This is a genomic window from Arthrobacter sp. JB02-1C, from assembly GCF_057748045.1.
The window spans coordinates 2,860,339-2,878,748 of record NZ_CM173235.1 but is presented as its reverse complement, the minus strand read 5'-3'; the positions used below and the strand labels follow the sequence as shown (position 1 = coordinate 2,878,748).

The window sequence follows — 18,410 nt, the reverse complement described above, 5'->3', positions numbered from 1 at the left end:
TCGGGCTCAGGGGCCGGAAGGCTGTCAACTGCGGAAGGGGAAAGGGCCGGTTTGGTAGTTTCGCTCACAGGTGCCAGCCTAGTTCCCATGATCGACAATTTCACGCCCGCACCCTTCGCTGCCGAACTCGAAGCGGCCGGTGTTCCGTTGGAACTTCATGGGTGGCTGGGCCGGATGGGCGTCGGCGCCCTCGTGGTGAAGATGGGGATCCATTTCCTGGAGCTGAGCCCGGAACGCACGGTCGCCACCATGCCGGTGGAGGGCAACACCCAGGTGGCGGGCATCCTGCACGGCGGCGCGCACGTGGTGCTGGCGGAGACGCTGGGTTCCTTTGCTGCCGGCATGCACGCAGGTCCGGGCCGCCGCGCGCTGGGGATCGACGTCGGGGCAACGCACCACCGTTCCGTGTCCGCCGGCCTGGTGACCGGGACCTGCACCGCCATCCACCTCGGCCGCACCCTCACCACCCACGAAATTGTCATGACGGATGAGCAGGGGCGGCGGCTCTCCACCGCGCGGATCACCAACCTGCTCCGCGACGCACCCGAGTAGCCGGTAGGACCGTCAGCCGGCCGCCGCGAGACGATACCGGAGCTCCACCACCCCACGACCCAGGGCGCGGGAAGCAAGCAGTTCCAGCGGCGCCGTCGGGCGGGCAAGCGGGAGCAGCGGCTTCCCGTCGCCGAGCACCACGGGGATGACCGAGAGGATTAGCTCCTCAAGCAGTCCGGCGTCGGCGAACTGGGCCGCGAGGACGCCCCCGCCCACCACCCAGACGTTCCGGCTGCCGGCGGAGTCCCGCAGGTCCTCGGCGAACTCCGTCACCGGTCCGCGGACGAACGTGATGTCGGTGCCCTTCGGGGCCGCGAGTTCGTGGTGCGTGAAGACCCAGCACGGGATCCCGGCGTAGGGCCAGGCGCCGGGCTGGTGCCGCCTGAGCCAGGCGTAGGTTTCGCCGCCCATCACGACGCAGCCGACCCCGGCCATGAACGCTTCGTAGCTTTCCTTGCCGCCGTCGAAACCGTCAAAGGCGAGCAGCCACTCCAGTTGGTCGTCGGTGGTGGCGATGAAGCCGTCGAGGGAGGCCGCCACGAAGTACTGGAATTTCGGCATGGGCCCAGCGTAGCCACTCCCGGTGGCCTTTCCCAGCGGTTCCTGCGGCCGGCGGCGGCCTACTTGCTGAAGTAGGGAATGATCAGATAGAGCCCGAAGAGGACGGCGATGCCGCAGAGGCCGAAGCAGGCGTAGGACAGCGGCCGCACCCACCGGGGCTGGCGGGTCCGGATGTCCCCGGCGATGGCGGTGAGCCGGACCCCCAGGGCGTAGAGCACGACGACGGTGACCGCGGCCACGAGCGTGGCCCCTGCGACCACAACGAGTTCAAGCCATTTCATTTCCGGCCACCCTTGGCGTTGTTGTTGCGGCTGACGGCGGCCGCCTTCTTTTGGGCGAACCGGACTGCCTGCCCGGCTTCCTCGACTTCGACGGCGTTGTGGTGGCCGACGTGTGATTTCCGGGAGGCGACGAACATGTAGATCACAGCGGCGGTGCCGGCGACGGCGGCGATCACGAAGCCGGCCGTGCCCGTGTGCACCAGCAGCGCCGTCAGGGCGCCCACGATGCCGGCGGCCGGCAGCGTGAAGAGCCAGCCGAGCGCGATCCTTCCGGCAGTCCCCCAGCGCACCGAAGTCCCGCGGCGGCCCATCCCGGAGCCGATGACGGATCCCGAGGCGACGTGCGTGGTGGACAGGGCGAAGCCCAGGTGTGAGGAGGCCAGGATGGCGGCTGCGGTGCTGGTTTCGGCGGCGAAGCCTTGCGCCGGCTTGACGTCGGTGAGGCCGGTGCCGAGAGTCCGGATAATCCGCCAGCCGCCGGAGTAGGTGCCCACCGCGATGGCCAGCGCACACGCGGCGATGACCCACAGCTGCGGCCCGGAGCCGGGCGCCTGGCTGCCGGCGGAAATCAGGACCAGCGTGATGATGCCCATGGTCTTCTGGGCGTCGTTCGTGCCGTGGGCGAGGGCGACCAGGCTCGACGTGAAAACCTGCCCGGTGCGGAACCCGCCGCGCTTCTGGGTCAGTTTGCTGCCGGTTTCGGGGTCATGGCGCGCGGTGAGGGCGTAAGCGAGCCGGGTGCAGATGTAGGCGACGACCGCCGCGATGGCCGGAGCGAAAACGGCAGGGAGCAGAACTTTCTGCACCACCGAGACAAAGTTCACCGAATGCAACCCGATGCCGGCGATGGCCGCGCCGATCAGGCCGCCGAACAGGGCGTGCGAGGAACTGGACGGGAGGCCTTTGAGCCAGGTGATCATGTTCCAGAGGATGGCGCCCATCAGGCCCGCGAAGATGATGTCCGGGGTGATCTGCACGCCGTCGGCCCCTTCCCGGATGATGCCGCCGGAAACGGTTTTGGCTACTTCAGTCGAAAGGAAGGCACCAACGAGGTTCAGCACGGCGGCCAGGGCCACCGCCGTCTTCGGTTTGATCGCGCCGGTCGCAATGGGGGTGGCCATTGCGTTGGCGGTGTCATGAAATCCGTTAGTGAAGTCAAAGAACAGCGCCAGCGTTATCACGAGCGCCACCATTACGGTGATTTCCACCTGTTGCCCAATCTGCAGAGTCGACGGTCAGCAGTTCCATGCCCCGTGGCGGCCTTGTCGGCCAGTGTTCACCTGGTGTTTCGCCGGGATGTCCTGCGCAGTTCACCATGCAGTCCTGAAACCGTATAGATCGTACGTGCCACCGAGGGACTGGCAAAACTAAACCGTCGCGTCCGGCAGCTATGCGGGCGGGGTGCCGTGGGCGGCTCCGGCGTCGAGCATACCGGCGATTTTTTCCTCCAGCGCCGCCAGCGTGGCGTCCGGCAGCACAATCAGCCCGTCCAGTTCGCGGCGGGCCCGTTTGTAGGCGGTCTGCCGCTCCGCCGGGGTGGCGGCGGCGTCGGAGGCGATCCGGAGCAGCTTCCGGGCTGTGGCAAGGCGCTCGCGTTCCGGTCCGCTGAAATGACTGTCCTTGATCCTGCGCGCCTCCCGCTCGGCGACGTCGAAGGCCAGTTCGAAGCTCCGCACGGCAGCACGGTACTCCGCCAGCCGGGCCACCGTCCCCACCTGCTCCGGCGCCCCGGGCCGCAAGCCGTCCGCTTCGCGCTTGGCACGAAGGAATGCCACCGTCAAGGGCTCGCGCACATCGGTCATCACCGGAAAATCGATCAGTTTTCCGACGTCGAGTTCGTAATCCAGCCAGCGGCGGTTGACCGCATCGTGCGCGTCAAGGAGAGCCTGCACCTCGCTCCGGCTGGCCTGCTCTGCCTCCACCTGCTGGTTCTTAAGCCGGTAAAGCTCCAACTTCCTGCGGTGCCGCCGTTCGCCGGCCCTGCTCCAGGACCGCGCCCAGTTGCCCAGCAGCGCGCTCAACGGAAAAACCAGCCACCAGTTATGGCTCAGGAAATTAAAAAAGGGGTCCACGGCAACATCCTCCCACCGGCCTCCCGCGGCGCAAAGACCCGCGTTCCGCGGCCGTCACGGCCGGCGTCCAACGGACGGCGACGCCGTGGCCGCCAGCGCACGCGCGGCAGCTGTTTTTGCAGCAGAAAACCGCCGGGGCCATCAGGAAATCCTGATGGCCCCGGCGGCCTTTTTCGGTCGGGTTGCCGGCTGGGCCTAGCGGTTCAGGAGAAGATGTCCCGGGCTACGCCCATGATGATCCGGTCCCCGGGAACCGATTTGCGCAGATAATCCTCGACGGCCCAGTCATCCAGGGATATGCAACCAGCGGTCGCCACCTTGTGCTCATGCAGGAAAATGGCAAAACCGGCATCCTGCACGATTGGGGAGTCGGGCGGCCTGTTGTAGTTGAGGACAGCCCCTTGGCGATAGTCGTGGGAGCGGCCAGTGGCGAAGTACCACATGTTCTCGTCCCAACCGACCCAGGACGAGGATTCAAAGTACTTGTTGTACGTGTCGGTCCACGGATTGCCGCCCCACCGAGACTTTGGATTCAACAACCGGTACGGCAGCGCCGTGCCCGGGTTCCCCAGCCCGAACGCTTCCGTCACGGAATAGGAACCGGTCGGGGAGAAGTTATTGCGGGTCGGCCCGGATGGGACGCCCGGCGGCTTGAACCCGCTGGCACCAACCCGCCCGTCCGTCCGCCAGTCAATCAGGTAGGTTCCGGCCACCCGCTGGCAATATACGACGGCGGCATAGGACTGCCCGTAGTCGGCCGCGTAGGTCAGCAGGACCCGTTTGGCGCCTGCCGTCGGATACTTGATCCCGCCCTCATTGAGGTTGGAACACTCCGACCGGCCGTAGTCCTTCGAAGCAGACGGTGTCCAGCTGAGATAGCCGCCTTGGAAGGCCTGGACGCACTCGCCGCCCGCGCACGTCTCGGGGGTCGCGGGATAGCCCAGGTAGCTCAGGTGCCACCCCATCGACGCGTATTTGGTCTTCATCCCGCCGCGGATGGGCTGGGCTCCGGTTGACGGCGACCAGAAGATCAGCCCGCCCTGGAACCACTGGTAGCAGCCCCCCTTGGGCTGGTTGCAGATCTCGTTTTCGATGGGATACCCGAGGTAACCGGACACGCCGCCCTGGTCCTGGTAGCGGCCCTTGATGCCACCATTGACCGAATGGGCCCCGGTGCCGGAAGACCACAGAATAGTCCCGCCCTGGTATTCCTGACGGCAGCCGGAGTTCGGAACGTCACAGATTTCCTCGGACACCGGGTAGCCAAGGCCGCCGTTCTCGTATCCGCGGCTGGCCCAGTCCTTGCGCATGTCGCCCCGGCTGAGGTGCGCTCCGGTGGCGGGCGACCAGACAATGGCTCCGCCCTGGTAGTTCTGGTAGCACCCGTTGGCTTTAAGCCCGCAGGTCTCCTTCGACGTGGGGAATCCGAGCGTTCCGCGTTCCGCCTGCGTGCTGTCGTACAGGCCGCCGATCGCCCCGGGGGTCCATACTCCGAAGGCCCCGGACGAGGCCGACCACATGATCTTGAACCGTCCGAATTCCTGCACACAGCCTTGGTTCTTCAGGGTGCAGTTTTCCGCCGACGTCGGGTACCCGGTGCCCGCGTATCCGCCATAGAGCCGGTACACCGCACCGCCGATGGCTCCGCGGGTCCACACCGTTTGGTAGCCTCCGGCCTGCGTCCACGCGAGGTCCGTCCCCTGCGAGTACCGCTGCGCGCAGCCGGCTGCATCGCACGTCTCGTCGGTGACCGGGTACCCGAGGACAGGCACGCCGCCGCGGGTCTTCCATTCCGGGCCGGTCTTGCCGGAAGCGAAAAGAACGGCGTGGGCCCCGGTGGCGGCCGTGTAGTAGATCTCGCCCGCGGCGAAGGTTTCCAGGCAGAGACCGGATGCGTCGCAGCGCTCGTTGGCGGTGGGCTCACCGAGCGGGCCGGCGGCACCACCGAGTTGCTGCCATTTGGCGCCGATGGCTCCGAACGGCACAAAAGACGTGGCTTCGGCGCCGCCCCGGACCGCCGGTACTGTCGTCTGCGCGCTGGGCGCGGGGTTTCCGGGGCTCAGCGTCGCCGGGGCCGAGCGGTCCACCTGCGGAGCAGGCTCGATCGTTGGAACCGGCGCCGGGGCCTTCGTGGGCACCGGCGTCGCGGGAACCGTGGCAGGTGGCGGGGCCGAAGGTGCTGGCGCCGCCTGCTGGCTCGGGGTCGAGGTCGCGGGCGGCGGGGTTGCCGTGGTCGCCTGGGCAGGAAGTGCCAGCCCGACCGTCAGCAGCGACGCCATGGCCGCCACCGCGGCGGCGCGGGCCCGGGATTTCGTCTGAATGATCCTCATTTCGAGACCACCGCCTCACAGGTGGACCCCGCGGGTGCGCCCGAGGCAAAGTTTGCGGCGCGGACCGTTTCCTTCGCGCCGGGGGCTACCGTCTGTTCGATCAGCGCGTGGCCGGCCGGACTGCTGTTGGTGCCGACAGCGACGGCCACGGTGTACTTGACCGGGCTGGAGCCCGGGTTCGTCAGCGTCCCGGAGAACGACCAGGAACCGGCGGCGTCGGCCGCGCAGATAACGTCACTGAGCGCATCGGTGGCCAGTGCGGTCGGCGTCGGAATTGCCGAAGCAGACTGGACGGGACCCGAAGGCTGCGGCGCGCTCATCGAAATCGAGGTGCTGCTCGATACTCCGGCAGGAGAACTCGCGGCTGGATTTGGCGCTGGCGGACTACAAGCGGCCAAGGTTAATAAACCCACCGCGCACCCCCCAAGGAGCGGTGTCCATTGATGCATTTTTCCTCCAAACTGGTGACAGACTCCCTGGCCAAACAATGATGTGGCAGGAAGCGCCTGTCAGGATAAGGCGCACGCTATCAGACTAAAAACGTTGGACAAATGAGGAAACGGGTCTCCGACGTAATTGTTGTTTATCCGAAATGGGGGCATTGTGCCGTCCGGGGTTTGCTCCGTTCCTCAATCGGGGAGTTTCCCCGATCTCGCGTTTCCTTACCGCGCCCGTCATATTCAGTCGATGACCGGCTCGCCTGGCAGTTTGCCGGCGGCGCTCCGCCCGGGCTGACGGCCCGCTTATATACGGGCAGGTAGGGTGCCCAAAGGAAGTATGCCCGCTGTCGGAAACCCGGCGGCGCCTGCAGAAGGGAAGCTGACGTGACTCGCAAGACTCCGCGCGTGGAGGAAACCGGTGAAAAGGACCTGCAGGTGGGCGAGGGCCCGAAGCAATGGGCCGCCGGCATCCCGGGTGTCTACCATTCGATGGTTCCGGCGGTGGAGCAGATGGGCCTCAACCGGACGCGCAAGACGGTCCTGAAGATGAACCAGAAAGACGGCTTCGACTGCCCCAGTTGCGCGTGGCCGGACCCGCACCACCGGAAGGCCTTCGAGTTCTGTGAAAACGGCGCCAAGGCCGTCACCTGGGAGGCCACGCCGGTGGTCATTCCTACCTCTTTCTGGGCCGAAAACAGCGTCGGCGAGTTGCGGAACCGTTCGGACTACTGGCTCGGCATGCAGGGCCGCCTCACCGAGCCGGTCTATAAGCCGCGCGGCGAAGACCACTACAAGCCGGTCAGCTGGGACGAGGCGATCGGCATCCTGACGGCCAAGCTGAAGAGCCTGGCCTCCCCGGACGAGGCCGCCTTCTACACCAGCGGCCGCACGTCCAACGAGGCGGCCTTCCTGTACCAGCTGCTGGTGCGCGGCTACGGGACGAACAACCTTCCGGACTGTTCCAACATGTGCCACGAGTCCTCCGGCTGGGCCATGGGGCAGACCATCGGGATCGGCAAAGCCACGGTCACCTTCGACGATTTCGCCGAGGCGGACCTGATCATCGTGATGGGACAGAACCCGGGCACCAATCACCCGCGGATGCTCACCGAGCTGGAAAACTGCAAGCTCAACGGCGGTGAAATTGTCGCCGTCAACCCGCTGCCGGAGGCCGGGCTGCACCGCTACAAGAACCCCCAGAAGATCCGGGGCATCGTCGGCCGCGGCACCCCGATTGCGGACCAGTTCCTGCACATCCGCATTGGCGGCGACATGGCCCTGCTGCAGGCGGTCTCCAAGCGGGTGCTCGACGCGGAGGAGAAAAACCCCGGCACTGTTCTGGACCATGCGTTCCTCGCCGAGCACTGCGAGGGCCTGGCGGACCTGAAGGAGCACCTGGCCCTGCTGGACGAGGCAGCGGTGCTGGAGGCGACCGGGCTCCGCGCCGGGGAGATCGACGAACTGGCCGACCGGTACCTGCGGGCGGAGAAGGTGATCATTACCTGGGCGATGGGGATCACCCAGCAGAAAAAGGGCGTCGCCACGATCAAGGAAATCATCAACCTGCTCCTGCTCCGCGGCAACATGTGCAAGCCGGGCGCCGGGGCCTCCCCGATCCGTGGCCACAGCAACGTCCAGGGCGACCGCACCATGGGTATCTGGGAACAAATGCCGCAGTCCTTCATGGCGGCTCTCGGCAAGGAGTTCAATTTCGAACCGCCGCGGGAGCACGGCGTGGACGCCGTCGAGACGGTCAACAAGATGCGGGACGGCGACATCAAGGTTTTCATGGCCGTCGGCGGCAACTTCGTCGGAGCCATTTCCGACACGAACGCGGTCGAAGCGGCCATGGCCGGCACCGAGATGTCCGTCCAGGTCTCCACCAAGCTCAACCGCTCGCACGTCGTCACGGGGGCCGAGGCGCTGATCCTGCCCACCCTGGGGCGGACCGAGATCGACATCCAGGAGTCCGGCGAACAGTTCGTCTCGGTGGAGGACACGGTCTGCGCGGTGCACCCCTCGTGGGGCAGCGTGGAACCTGTTTCGCATCACCTGTTATCCGAACCGGCGATCCTCAGCCGCCTGGGCAAGGCCCTGGTGGGCGACCGGATCAACGCGGACTGGGACGGCTACGAGAAGGACTACGACCTGATCCGGGACCACATTTCCCGGGTGGTGGGCGGCTGCGAGGACTATAACCAGAGGATCCGCCAGGAGGGCGGTTTCATCCTCGCCAACGGGCCCCGGGACTCGCGGACGTTCCCGACCCCGACCGGCAAGGCCGTCCTCACGGTGAACCAGCTGGAGGCGGTGGAGCGGCCGGCAGGCACCCTGATCCTGCAAAGCATGCGCTCGCATGACCAGTTCAATACCACCATCTACGGCCACAACGACCGCTACCGCGGCATCAAGAAAGGCCGGCATGTGGTCTTCGTGAACCCGGAGGACATCACCGAACTGGGGCTGTCCGACGGCCTTTTCGTTGACGTCCACGGTGCGTACCAGGACGGCGTGGAGCGCGTGTTGCGGAAATTCCGCGTGGTCTCGTACCCGACGGCACGGGGCTGCGCTGCCGCGTACTACCCCGAGGCCAACGTGCTGGTGCCGCTCAACCACACGGCCGAAGGGAGCAACACGCCGGTGTCCAAAGCCGTGATCGTCCGCCTCGAACCCAGCGTGGACCAGACCCCCGACAGTCCGGCGCGGTTGCACGCCGCCGCGGGAACCCCCGCGCCTGCATAGAACTCCGGGGCCGGTCACACCGGCGGGGCGGACCGGTCCCCCGCCGGTGTGACGCCCGGCCCGGCCCAAGGCTACTGGGCGCGCTTGGCCCAGCCTTCGTCGTCCGGGCCGCCGGCCTCACCGTGCTCGCACAGCTCGATCACCTTGTTGGCCGCTGCGTGCACCGCTTCCTGGCTGCTTTTCCTGCCGTGCGTGGAGGCAGTACCCGCCGCATAGCCCACGATGAACGCGCTGATCACATCCGCATGCGGCCCCACGGCTTTCACGGACTCGTCGGCAACTTCGACGATCTTTTCGTGGTCGACCTCCAGGTCGAGGATCTGCAGCGCCTGGATCAGCCGGGCGCTCCAGTGCCGCAATGAGTTGTCTTCATCCCGGGGCAAAGTCATGTGCTGCTCCTCTGTGTCGGTACGTCTGTGGTGGATCCGTTATGTCGATACGGCGGCGGTGCGCGCCGGCTGTCCCCCGCGGTACCACCGGTCCAAGCCTAGGGGTACCGCGTCCCGGCCAGCCGTTTCCGGGCCGGAACCTTGCGCGCTGCCGTGTCCCCCTGCCCACCGGCCGCCGTGGTCCGGCCCGGCGTAATATGCTCAAGCCATGGCGAGATTTTTCGATGTGCACCCGGACAACCCCCAGGCCCGTTCCATCACGCAGGCGGTGGACCAGCTGAAGTCCGGCGGCCTGGTCGCCTATCCCACCGACTCCTGCTATGCCCTCGGCGCCCAACTGGGGAACCGGGACGCGCTGGACAGGATCCGCGCCATCCGGCACCTGAGCGACAAGCATCACTTCACGCTGGTCTGCAAGGACTTTGCACAGCTGGGCCAGTTCGTGCAGATTGACAACGATGTCTTCCGCAGCATCAAGGCGGTGACTCCGGGCAGCTACACTTTCATCCTTCCGGCCACCAAGGAGGTCCCGCGCCGGCTGCTGCATCCCAAGAAGAAGACGGTGGGCGTCCGGATTCCGGACCACAAGGTGGTGCAGGCGTTGCTGGCCGAACTTGGTGAGCCGATACTTTCCAGCACCCTGCTGCTGCCGGACGAGGAGGAGCCGCTGACCCAGGGCTGGGAAATCAAGGAGCGGCTGGACCACGTGGTCGACGCCGTTATCGACTCCGGGGACTGCGGGGCGGAGCCGACAACAGTCATTGATTTTTCCAGCGGCGTCGCCGAAGTTGTCCGCCACGGCATGGGCGACCCGTCCCGTTTCGAGTAGGGTCAGCCCGGATCCCGAGGGCAACCTGGCCAGCCAGCGGATGGAACGCTCCAGCCTCAGACCGGCGCCACGCCGATAGAGCAGCAGTGCGCCCGCAACCGTTGGTCCGGCGCTATTTCCGCTGCCGGGGAGCAGAATTGAATCAGGGCATTTTCACCGCCCCGGCCCGTCCCGTCCGGCACGCAACGAAAATGAAAGGGATGCACCATGAATACCGGGAAGGCACGCGTCACGACTCTGCTGCTGGCCACGGTCCTGGTGGGCGCGGCAGGCTGCTCCGCCGGCGGCGGGGGCTCCGCCACAGCCACGGCTCCCCCAGCCACAGCCACAGGGAGCATGGGCATGGGTTCCGGCGGCCCGGCAACGGCGTCAGGCAGCCCCACCGGCTCGGCTGCGCCGGCCAGCGCCACTCCGGGCATCACCATCAGTGGGTTTGCCTACGGCGCGCCGCTGGTCGTGCCCGCAGGGGCAACGGTCAGGGTCACCAACATGGACAGCGCCGAACATACGGTCACCGCTGATTCCGGCTCGGCGTTCGGCGTCGAGGTTAAGGGCGGCGGCGGTACGGCGACGTTCACGGCGCCCTCGACGCCGGGAACCTACCCCTTCCACTGCATTTATCACGCCAACATGCACGGTACCTTGACCGTCAAATAAGCGCTCCCCCGGGGATTGCTAGCATGGGAGCGAGGTGCCCATGCCAAACAGAATCCCCCGCCACGGGGCCGCCGATGTGGCGCTCACGGCCGCCGTCTATCTGGCCTCGGCTTGCGGGCTGGTGTGGATGGCGGCGCCGGGGGCTTGGACCGGGCTGCTGGCCGTCGGCGCCGGGAGCGCCGTCCTCGGCCTCGCTGCCGGTTCCATCCTGCGCCGCGAACCTCCGTTATGCACACCAGCCGATCGCGTCACCCTGCTGCGGGCCCTGCTGGTGGCGTGTTGCGGGGTACTGGCCGTCACCGGCGTCCTGGGCCGCCACGATCCGGGCCCGGTCCTGATCAGCCTTGCGTCCGCCGCCTTCGCCCTCGACGCCGTCGACGGTCAGGTGGCGCGCCGGACCGGCTCGGCGTCCGCTGCCGGAGCCCGGCTGGACACCGAAACCGATGCTGCGCTCACGCTTGTGCTGTCCGCCGCGGCCGCCCCGGCCGTGGGTCCTTGGACACTGCTGATCGGCCTGCTGTACTACGTTTTTGCGGTGCTGGGCCGTTGCCGCCCGGCCCTGCGCAGGTCGCTGCCGCCGTCACCCGTCCGTAAGGCGATCGGAGCCTGTCAGCCCGCCGGCTTGCTCCTCGCCCTGCTGCCTGGAACCCCGGCCGCCGCGGCCACCGCCGTTCTCCTGACGGCGCTTGCGCTGCTGTTGTTTTCGTTCGGCCGCGACGCCGCCGCGCTTGAGCGGATGCACCGCTCCGAGCTCCGCCGCCCGGAGCTGGTGCAGTAACCCGGCGCCGGCGCAGCAACCCGGCGCCGGCGCTAGTCCTTGGTCCGCGCGCGGCTGGGCTGCACCCGCGGTGGTTCACCGGGCATCTTCGGGAAATCCGGCGGAAACGGCAGTTCGCCAAGGCCGGCGGCGAGGTCCCGGTCCCACCATTCAAGCAGGACACTGATCGAGCCGGGTTCGTCGTGCATGCCGGCCCACGGGTCGCCCTTGTCCTTGAGCCTGCCGGGCACGGTGGCGATGGTGAACTGCTCCGGGTCGGCGCCCTCCAGCTCGTCCCAGCCCAGCGGGCAGGAGACCGTGGCTGCGGGCAGCGCGCGGGGGCTGTAGGCTCCCGCCATAGTGCGGTCACGGTTGGCCTGGTTAAAGTCAACGAACACCCGGCGCCCGCGTTCCTCCTTCCACCAGGCGGTGGTGACCTGCTCCGGCATCCGCCGCTCGAGCTCCCGCGCGGCGGCAATGACCGCGTGCCGTACCTCCAGGAACTCACGCGCCGGCTCGATCGGTGCGAAGACGTGCAGGCCGCGGTTGCCGGAGGTCTTGATGAAGGCGGTCAACCCCGCCTCGGCCAGCACGTTGCGCAGTTCCCGCGCTGCCGGCACGGCGTCGCGGAAGCCGGTACCTGGCTGCGGGTCAAGGTCAATCCGCAGTTCGTCCGGGTTATCCGGGTTACCGGCCTTCGACGCCCAGGGGTGGAACACGACGGTGTTCATCTGGACCGCCCAGACCGCGGCCGCCAATTCATCGAACACCAGCTGTGGATGCGACCGGCCGCTGGGGTAAGCCACGTTCACGGCCCGCACGAAGTCGGGCGCGCCCTTGGGCGGGTTCTTCGAAAAGAACTGGTCGCCGTCGACGTCGCCGGAGAACCGCTGCAGGGTCACCGGGCGGCCGCCGTTGGCGGCCAGGAACGCCTCGCCGACGCTGGTCAGGTAGTGCACCAGATCCAGCTTGCTGAGCCCCGCCGCCGGCCACAGCAGCCGGCCGGGGCTGGAAATCCTGACTTCCCTGCTGCCCTTGGGCCCTTCGACGGTGACCATCGTTTCTTCCCGCGCCATGAGGACAAGCTACCCGGCGGCAGGGCGCAGCGAAAGCACCGGGCGGGGCCCCTTAAACCCAGTCGTGCCTGCGCAGCGGAGGTTCGGCGCCGCCGCGGCGTTGCACCAGGACCTGGTTCACGCCGGTGGTGCCGGCTTCGAAGCCCAGCGCGCTGGCGGCCATGTACAGCCGCCAGACCCGGGCGCGGCCAGGGCTGCTGGCCTGGACGGCTTCGTCCCAATGGCCCTCCAGATTCCGTACCCAGGCGCGCAGGGTCAGGGCATAATGCGGGCGGAGAGCCTCGACGTCGAGCACTTCAAGCCCGCCGCGCTCCAGGGCGCCGATCATCTCGGCCAGGCTGAGCATCTCCCCGTCGGGGAAGACGTAGCGCGGAATGAAGGACTGGGGATCCGGGGCGGTTGGTCCGGCGTTCCAGGAGATGGCGTGGTTCAGGAGCCTGCCGCCGGGGCGCAGCAGTCCGTGCAGCCGCACCGCATAGTGGTCGATCTGGTCGCGGCCCACGTGCTCGGACATGCCGATCGAACTGATGGCGTCGTACGGCTCGTCGTCCACGTCGCGGTAGTCCTGGCAGCGGATTTCGATGTGCCCAGTCAGGCCGGCGTCCGCTACCCGCTTGCGTGCCAGTTCGGCCTGTTCGGCGGACAGCGTGACGCCCACGACGTCGACGCCGTAGTGCCCGGCAGCGTGCAGGGCGAAGCTTCCCCAGCCGCAGCCCACGTCCAGGACCCGCATGCCGGCCCGCAGCCCGAGCTTCCGGCAGACGAGGTCCAGTTTCGCTTCCTGAGCCGCGTCGAGGCTCGTGTCCGGGTCGGCCCACACGGCGCAGGAGTACACGAGGGTCCGCCCCAGCACAAGCTCGTAGAACCGGTTGCCGACGTCGTAATGGTGCGAAATGGCGGCGGCGTCACGCTGCCGGGAATGCCGCCGGCCGGTGCGGCTCACCCGGGACTCCTCCGGCGGTCGCGCCGGGTTCGGCCCGAGTGCGCCGAGCCGCACGGCCGCGGCCGCCAACCGCAGCAGTTCCCGGCCGGTCAGGCGCCGGAACGGCCCGGCTTCGGCGAACTTCCCGACCGAACTCAGCGCAACGAACGTGCCGAAGATGTCCCCCGCGGCCTCAATGTCGCCGGCGACGTAAGCCCGGCTCAGGCCCAGCTGCCCGGGTGACCAAAGGATCCGGCGCAGCGCGCGGCGGGAGCGGAAGACCACCAGCGGCGCGCCCGCCGGCCCGGCCTCCGAACCGTCCCAGGCCCGGAGCCGCAACGGAATGTCTTCGGTGCCGAGCACCACCCCGAGCGCAGCGGCCAGCCGTGACGCGGCTCCCACAGTTCTTGACACTGGCCCTCCCTCCGGCCGGCCCGGATACGCCCAATCTAGGGGCAAGTGGCCCGGTGGGACAGGGGCCGGACGTCCCGGAACCCGCCCGTCCGCCGGCGTCGGACTTCGGCGTCGGACTTCGGCGTCGGACTTCGGTGTCGGACTTCGGTGTCGGAGTCAGGCCGGGGCGTCCAGGCCACGGCGGGCAGCGAACGGTGTCCAGCGTACGGCGGGCGCTGGAACTCCTCGCGGCCGCTGAATAGGGTGGCTTCCATGGCTGAGACATCTGGGACCCTGGCGGACGGGTTCAACACCACACGACGGGCGTGGTATGCCGGTGCAGCATATCCCGTCCGGGGCCGGCGTGGCTGCCGCTGAGGAGGCGGTCCGGCTGGACGTTGGCGGGACCGTGGTTTCGGGCGAATATGCCCGCCCGGACTGCCCTGACGCGACCCTGGTGGTGGCCCACGGTGCCGGCACCGGGATGGACCACCCGTTCCTCTGCGGCTTCACCGCGGCCCTGAACGGCGCCGGCATCGCCACCTTGCGCTTTAACTTTCCGTACCGGGAGGCAGGCCGGAAGTTCCCGGATCGGCCGCCGGTTGCGATCGCTGCCTGGCGTGCGGCGATCGCCGAAGCGCAGGCGCGCTCCGGGGGCGAACCGGTGTGGGCTGCGGGCAAGTCCTTCGGCGGCAGGATGGCCTCGATGGCCGTCGCGGAGGGCATGCCCGCGGCGGGTCTGGTGTACCTGGGCTATCCGCTGCACCCGCCGGGCAAACCGGACAAGCTCCGGGACCAACATCTGTACGGCCTGACCCTGCCGATGCTCTTCCTGCAGGGCAGCCGGGACACCTTCGCCACCCGCGAACTCCTTGAGGCCGTCGTCGCGCGCACCGGACCGGCAGCCACCCTGCAGTGGTGCGAAGGCGGGGACCATTCCTTTGCCGTAGCCAGCCGGAAGCTCCCGCAGGAGGAAATCGGGGCGGAACTGGCCGGCCCGGTGGCCGACTTTATCCGGCTGCACGGCCCCTCCCCGGCCGGCGGGGGCGGGAGGGTTATTCCCATATCAGCCGCAAGCCTGAAAGATGGTGCCCATGACCAAACCATATGAATCGTCCCGCCGCGTCGAGTCCGACAGCCCCGACGCCGTCGCGACAGCAGTCCGCGAGGCCACCCGGGAACTCCGGGACGGTCTCCCGCGCGACGGAATCGACGTCAGCTTCGAGGATCTCGCGCTGCTGGGCCATTCCGAGTCCTGGGACGGTGAGGGGCAGCGCTGGGTCCACGTCGCCTGGGACGGCGCCGAGGCGGGGTAAGCGCGGATACTGCGGTCACATCCTGTTCTTGACCTTGGCCGTGGCCGGGGCCGACCAAGGATCCTCCGGCCACGGATGCTTCGGGTAGCGGCCGCGCATTTCCGCCCGGACCTGGGCGTACGGCCCGGACCAGAACGACGCCAGGTCATCGGTCACGGCCAGCGGCCGCCCGGCGGGCGAGAGCAGATGGAAGAGCACCCGGACACGGCCATCCACCAGCGTGGGCGTCCGGTCCCAGCCGAAGCATTCCTGCAGCTTCACTGCCACCACGGGGCGGCCGCCGTCCTCGCCCACGGGCGGATAATCCACCCGGACCCGTGAACCACTGGGGACCAGCAGCGCTTCCGGTGCCAACTCCCCCAGCCGGGCAGCAGCGGGCCAGGGCAGCAACCGCCGCAGCGGCTCCGCCAGGCCAATGCTGCCGGTGCGGGCGCCACCGGCCAGTGCATCGAGTTCGGGCGCCAGCCAGTCATCCAGCCGGGCCAGGAGGCCCGGTTCGGAGACGTCGGGCCACGGTTCGCCCAGCTCCCGCCGCAGCAGGGCCAGCCGGCGCCGCAGCACGTCCGCGGCCGGAGACCAGCCGATGACCTGCAGCCCGTCATGCGCCAGCGCGCGGGCCACCGCCGCGCGCCCCTCCGCCGCGGATGGCCGCACCGGCGTCGAGGACAGGACAATCCCGCCAAGCCGGCGCTCGCGGCGGGCCGACACCCGCCCGTTGCCAAATGAGGCCTCGACCGTCACGGTGAGCAGGTGCGAGGCGGCGGCCTCCGCGGCCTCCGGCGTCAGCGGCGCGGCCGACCGGATGACAGCGCCTGTCCCGGCCGCCTCCTGGCCGTCGGCGCGTGAGACTTCGGCGACCGCCAACCATTCACGGCCGGCCAGCCGGCTTCCGCGCGGCAGGGCGGCACGGGTGCCGGACGTGAGCAAGTACCGTTCGCCTGGCCCGGAGACCCGACGGGCCACCCGGTCCGGGAAGGCGAGGGCCACGACGAAGCCGATGCTCTCGTCAGCCACGGATGCTGTCCGCGGCGCCCCGTACGCCGGCACCGGACGGGCCGGTCCGGAGCTGCGTGCCAGGCCCTCCATCCGCCGGACGTCCTCGGCCCAGCGGCGGCCGGCGGGGTCCCGGCCGGACCGCAGCGCCGCGACGAGGGCGGCAACGTCCGCGCCGGGCGCGCGCTCGCCACCGGCGACCGCGGCGACTGCTTCGGCAGCGGTGCGGTGTCCTACGACGGCGGCCCCGTCCAGCAGGGCGCGGGCCAGCCGCGGGTCCGCGGGAATCCGCGCCAGGGTCCTGCCCAGCCCGGTAGCCAGGCCGCCGGGATCCACCGCACCGAGCTCGCGCAAAACTTCGACGGCGTCGTCCATCGCCGCCTCGGGCGGGGCGTCCGGCAAGGCCAGACCGCGGCCACGCGGAGCACCCCAGCAGGCCAGGACCAGGGCAGCAGTGGTCAGGTCGGCGACCGCGAGCTCCGGGGTCTGGTGGGCCGGCGCGGCGCCATAGCTCTTCTGGTCGTAGCAGCGCACCACGCGTCCCGGGCCTTGCCGGGCGGCCCGGCCGGCGCGCTGATCGGCCGAGGCCCTGGAGCAGGACACGGTGACCAGTCCTGTCATACCGCGGCCCGCGTCCCGCCGCGGCTCCCGGGCCAGGCCGGAATCGATCACCAGCCGCACGCCGGGCACGGTCAGCGAGGATTCGGCGAGCGCGGTCGAGACGACAATCCGGGGCGGCTCGCCAGGGCCGCGGCCGGACACCGCACGGTCCTGCATGGCCGAATCGGCCTGGCCGTGCAGTTCCAATACCTCGACGCCGGCCCTGGCTCGCAGCCTGGCAGCCACGCGGGCGACTTCCCTGGCCCCCGGCACAAAGACCAGGGCGTCGCAGTCTTCCCCCGCGGCGAGCGCTGACGCATGGGCGTCCGCGGCGGTGTCCGCCACGTGGTCCAGGAAGCCGGGGGTCACTCCGCGGGCGTCGAGCCGGGGACCCGCGGCGGGTTTCCACTGGACCTCCAACGGGTACAGTGCCGACGGGCAGCCAACGACCCGAGCGTCACCGTCCCGTCGGGGCTGCTCCGGCCGGGTGTCCGCGGGCGGGTGGTCTCCGAGCAGGGCGGCGAAACGGGCGGCGTCGAGGGTCGCGGACATGGCCACCAGCGAAAGGTCTCCGCGCAACTGGCGTACCTCGGCGAGCATGCCCAGAAGCAGATCGGTCTCCAGGCCGCGTTCGTGCACCTCGTCCAAGACCACAGCCTGCGTGCCTTCCAGGCCGGGATCGGCGAGCAGGCGGCGCAGCAAGACGCCGGGGGTCACGAATTCAATCAGGGTTGCGGGTCCGGCCCGGCGCTCGCCGCGAACCGTGTAACCGACGCGGACGCCCAGCGGGCTGCCGTCGAGTTCCGCCAGGCGGCGCGCTGCGGAACGGGCGGCCACCCGCCGCGGCTGGGTCACGATGATGCGCGGCGTGGCGTCTTCCGCGGCGGGGCCGGTGCCGGTGTGGGGCTCCTTGGGGCCGGCCATGGCTAGGTTGGCGAGCAACGGCGGCACCAGCGTGGTCTTGCCCGTACCCGGCGGCGCCTCCACCACTGCGGTGCCGGCGGGGGCCCCGCCCCGCAGCGCGGCGGCCAGCGTCGGGAGTGATCCGGCAAAGGCCAGTCCGGCGCCGATGGTGCCGAGATCAAACGGCCGGGTTGGCGCCGGGGCGGGACGGGAAGGCTGAGGGGTCACCACTCCATTGTCGCGGTACTTCACTTGCCGGGCCGCCCCGGCCTGCGGGAGACTGGAGCTTCCCCCTGAAGAAAGAGCGGTGCCCCCTTGATCCAGCTGCGGCAGGACGACGAAGGATTTGTCCGCATGAACCGTCACTTCCCGGCGAGCGTGCCGGTAACCGTCAGTTTCGCCGACGGCTCCACCCGCGAGTTGCCGGGCCGGGTGTTGAATGCCGCGTACGACGAGGCCCTCGCCGAGTACCGTGCGCAGAACCGCCTGGACGCGAGGGGATTCTCCCGGAGCCCGAAAAAGGCCAACGCGGGAAACAGGATCGAGTTCGTCCGCGTCCACCCTGGCATGGAATAGCCGCAGCCGCCGCCACGTTGG

The 18,410-nt window shown here is 69.0% G+C and carries 18 protein-coding genes; 8 read left to right on the top strand and 10 right to left on the bottom strand.

Annotation, left to right across the window (positions count from 1 at the left end):
* Nucleotides 1–87: 87 nt before the first annotated feature.
* On the top strand, nt 88–552 hold the full coding sequence (locus AC3ANP_RS13510; RefSeq protein ID WP_488330672.1) for a hotdog fold thioesterase: 465 nt from the start codon (nt 88–90) through the stop codon (nt 550–552).
* A 12-nt stretch (nt 553–564) separates the two neighbouring features.
* Here the strand turns inward: AC3ANP_RS13510 and AC3ANP_RS13505 are convergent, their stop codons facing one another.
* From AC3ANP_RS13505 to AC3ANP_RS13480, 6 genes are all read right to left on the bottom strand, one after another.
* Nucleotides 565–1,113, bottom strand: a complete 549-nt coding sequence (locus tag AC3ANP_RS13505) for a dihydrofolate reductase family protein (RefSeq protein WP_488330671.1) — start codon at nt 1,111–1,113, stop codon at nt 565–567.
* 59 nt (nt 1,114–1,172) lie between these two features.
* Nucleotides 1,173–1,394: a hypothetical protein gene (locus AC3ANP_RS13500; protein WP_488330670.1), complete on the bottom strand. Its 222-nt coding sequence runs from the start codon at nt 1,392–1,394 to the stop codon at nt 1,173–1,175.
* Nucleotides 1,391–2,602: an inorganic phosphate transporter gene (locus tag AC3ANP_RS13495; RefSeq protein ID WP_488330669.1), complete on the bottom strand. Its 1,212-nt coding sequence runs from the start codon at nt 2,600–2,602 to the stop codon at nt 1,391–1,393. Before AC3ANP_RS13495 ends, AC3ANP_RS13500 begins: the two co-directional genes overlap by 4 nt.
* Before the next feature lie 180 nt (nt 2,603–2,782).
* Nucleotides 2,783–3,466 carry a hypothetical protein gene (locus AC3ANP_RS13490; RefSeq protein ID WP_488330668.1) on the bottom strand — a complete coding sequence of 228 codons (684 nt, stop codon included), beginning with the start codon at nt 3,464–3,466 and terminating at the stop codon, nt 2,783–2,785.
* 203 nt (nt 3,467–3,669) lie between these two features.
* Nucleotides 3,670–5,796, bottom strand: a complete 2,127-nt coding sequence (locus tag AC3ANP_RS13485; RefSeq protein ID WP_488330667.1) for a L,D-transpeptidase family protein — start codon at nt 5,794–5,796, stop codon at nt 3,670–3,672.
* On the bottom strand, nt 5,793–6,116 hold the full coding sequence (locus AC3ANP_RS13480) for a hypothetical protein (protein ID WP_488330666.1): 324 nt from the start codon (nt 6,114–6,116) through the stop codon (nt 5,793–5,795). Before AC3ANP_RS13480 ends, AC3ANP_RS13485 begins: the two co-directional genes overlap by 4 nt.
* Nucleotides 6,117–6,620: 504 nt before the next feature.
* Here AC3ANP_RS13480 and AC3ANP_RS13475 point away from each other — a divergent pair.
* The gene (locus AC3ANP_RS13475; protein ID WP_488330665.1) at nt 6,621–8,978 is read left to right on the top strand and encodes an FdhF/YdeP family oxidoreductase; all 2,358 of its coding nucleotides are present in this window, start codon (nt 6,621–6,623) and stop codon (nt 8,976–8,978) included.
* A 71-nt stretch (nt 8,979–9,049) separates the two neighbouring features.
* On the opposite strand, the gene AC3ANP_RS13470 is transcribed toward AC3ANP_RS13475, so the two are convergent.
* Nucleotides 9,050–9,367, bottom strand: coding sequence for a DUF6457 domain-containing protein (locus AC3ANP_RS13470; protein ID WP_488330664.1), 318 nt, complete (start codon nt 9,365–9,367; stop codon nt 9,050–9,052).
* A 208-nt stretch (nt 9,368–9,575) separates the two neighbouring features.
* Here AC3ANP_RS13470 and AC3ANP_RS13465 point away from each other — a divergent pair, with 208 nt between their 5' ends.
* The 3 genes from AC3ANP_RS13465 to AC3ANP_RS13455 all read left to right on the top strand — a co-directional run bounded on the left by AC3ANP_RS13465 (nt 9,576) and on the right by AC3ANP_RS13455 (nt 11,631).
* Nucleotides 9,576–10,196: an L-threonylcarbamoyladenylate synthase gene (locus AC3ANP_RS13465; RefSeq protein ID WP_488330663.1), complete on the top strand. Its 621-nt coding sequence runs from the start codon at nt 9,576–9,578 to the stop codon at nt 10,194–10,196.
* A gap of 207 nt (nt 10,197–10,403) precedes the next feature.
* The gene (locus tag AC3ANP_RS13460; protein ID WP_488330662.1) at nt 10,404–10,853 is read left to right on the top strand and encodes a cupredoxin domain-containing protein; all 450 of its coding nucleotides are present in this window, start codon (nt 10,404–10,406) and stop codon (nt 10,851–10,853) included.
* 40 nt (nt 10,854–10,893) lie between these two features.
* Nucleotides 10,894–11,631, top strand: coding sequence for a CDP-alcohol phosphatidyltransferase family protein (locus AC3ANP_RS13455; protein ID WP_488330661.1), 738 nt, complete (start codon nt 10,894–10,896; stop codon nt 11,629–11,631).
* 32 nt (nt 11,632–11,663) lie between these two features.
* On the opposite strand, the gene ligD is transcribed toward AC3ANP_RS13455, so the two are convergent.
* Both ligD and AC3ANP_RS13445 read right to left on the bottom strand, forming a co-directional pair.
* Nucleotides 11,664–12,686, bottom strand: a complete 1,023-nt coding sequence (gene ligD / locus AC3ANP_RS13450; protein WP_488330660.1) for a non-homologous end-joining DNA ligase — start codon at nt 12,684–12,686, stop codon at nt 11,664–11,666.
* Nucleotides 12,687–12,738: 52 nt separating this feature from the next.
* Nucleotides 12,739–14,022 carry a class I SAM-dependent methyltransferase gene (locus tag AC3ANP_RS13445; RefSeq protein ID WP_488330659.1) on the bottom strand — a complete coding sequence of 428 codons (1,284 nt, stop codon included), beginning with the start codon at nt 14,020–14,022 and terminating at the stop codon, nt 12,739–12,741.
* Between the two features lie 310 nt (nt 14,023–14,332).
* On the opposite strand from AC3ANP_RS13445, the gene AC3ANP_RS13440 reads away from it, so the two are divergent.
* On the top strand, nt 14,333–15,112 hold the full coding sequence (locus tag AC3ANP_RS13440) for an alpha/beta hydrolase family protein (protein WP_488330658.1): 780 nt from the start codon (nt 14,333–14,335) through the stop codon (nt 15,110–15,112).
* A complete protein-coding gene (locus AC3ANP_RS13435) occupies nt 15,096–15,317 on the top strand; it encodes a hypothetical protein (protein WP_488330657.1) in 222 nt (73 codons plus the stop codon). The genes AC3ANP_RS13440 and AC3ANP_RS13435 overlap by 17 nt, the downstream gene beginning before the upstream one ends.
* A gap of 15 nt (nt 15,318–15,332) precedes the next feature.
* Here the strand turns inward: AC3ANP_RS13435 and hrpB are convergent, their stop codons facing one another.
* Nucleotides 15,333–18,041, bottom strand: a complete 2,709-nt coding sequence (gene hrpB / locus AC3ANP_RS13430; RefSeq protein ID WP_488330656.1) for an ATP-dependent helicase HrpB — start codon at nt 18,039–18,041, stop codon at nt 15,333–15,335.
* 87 nt (nt 18,042–18,128) lie between these two features.
* Here hrpB and AC3ANP_RS13425 point away from each other — a divergent pair, with 87 nt between their 5' ends.
* Nucleotides 18,129–18,389: a hypothetical protein gene (locus AC3ANP_RS13425; protein WP_488330655.1), complete on the top strand. Its 261-nt coding sequence runs from the start codon at nt 18,129–18,131 to the stop codon at nt 18,387–18,389.
* Nucleotides 18,390–18,410 lie beyond the last annotated feature (21 nt).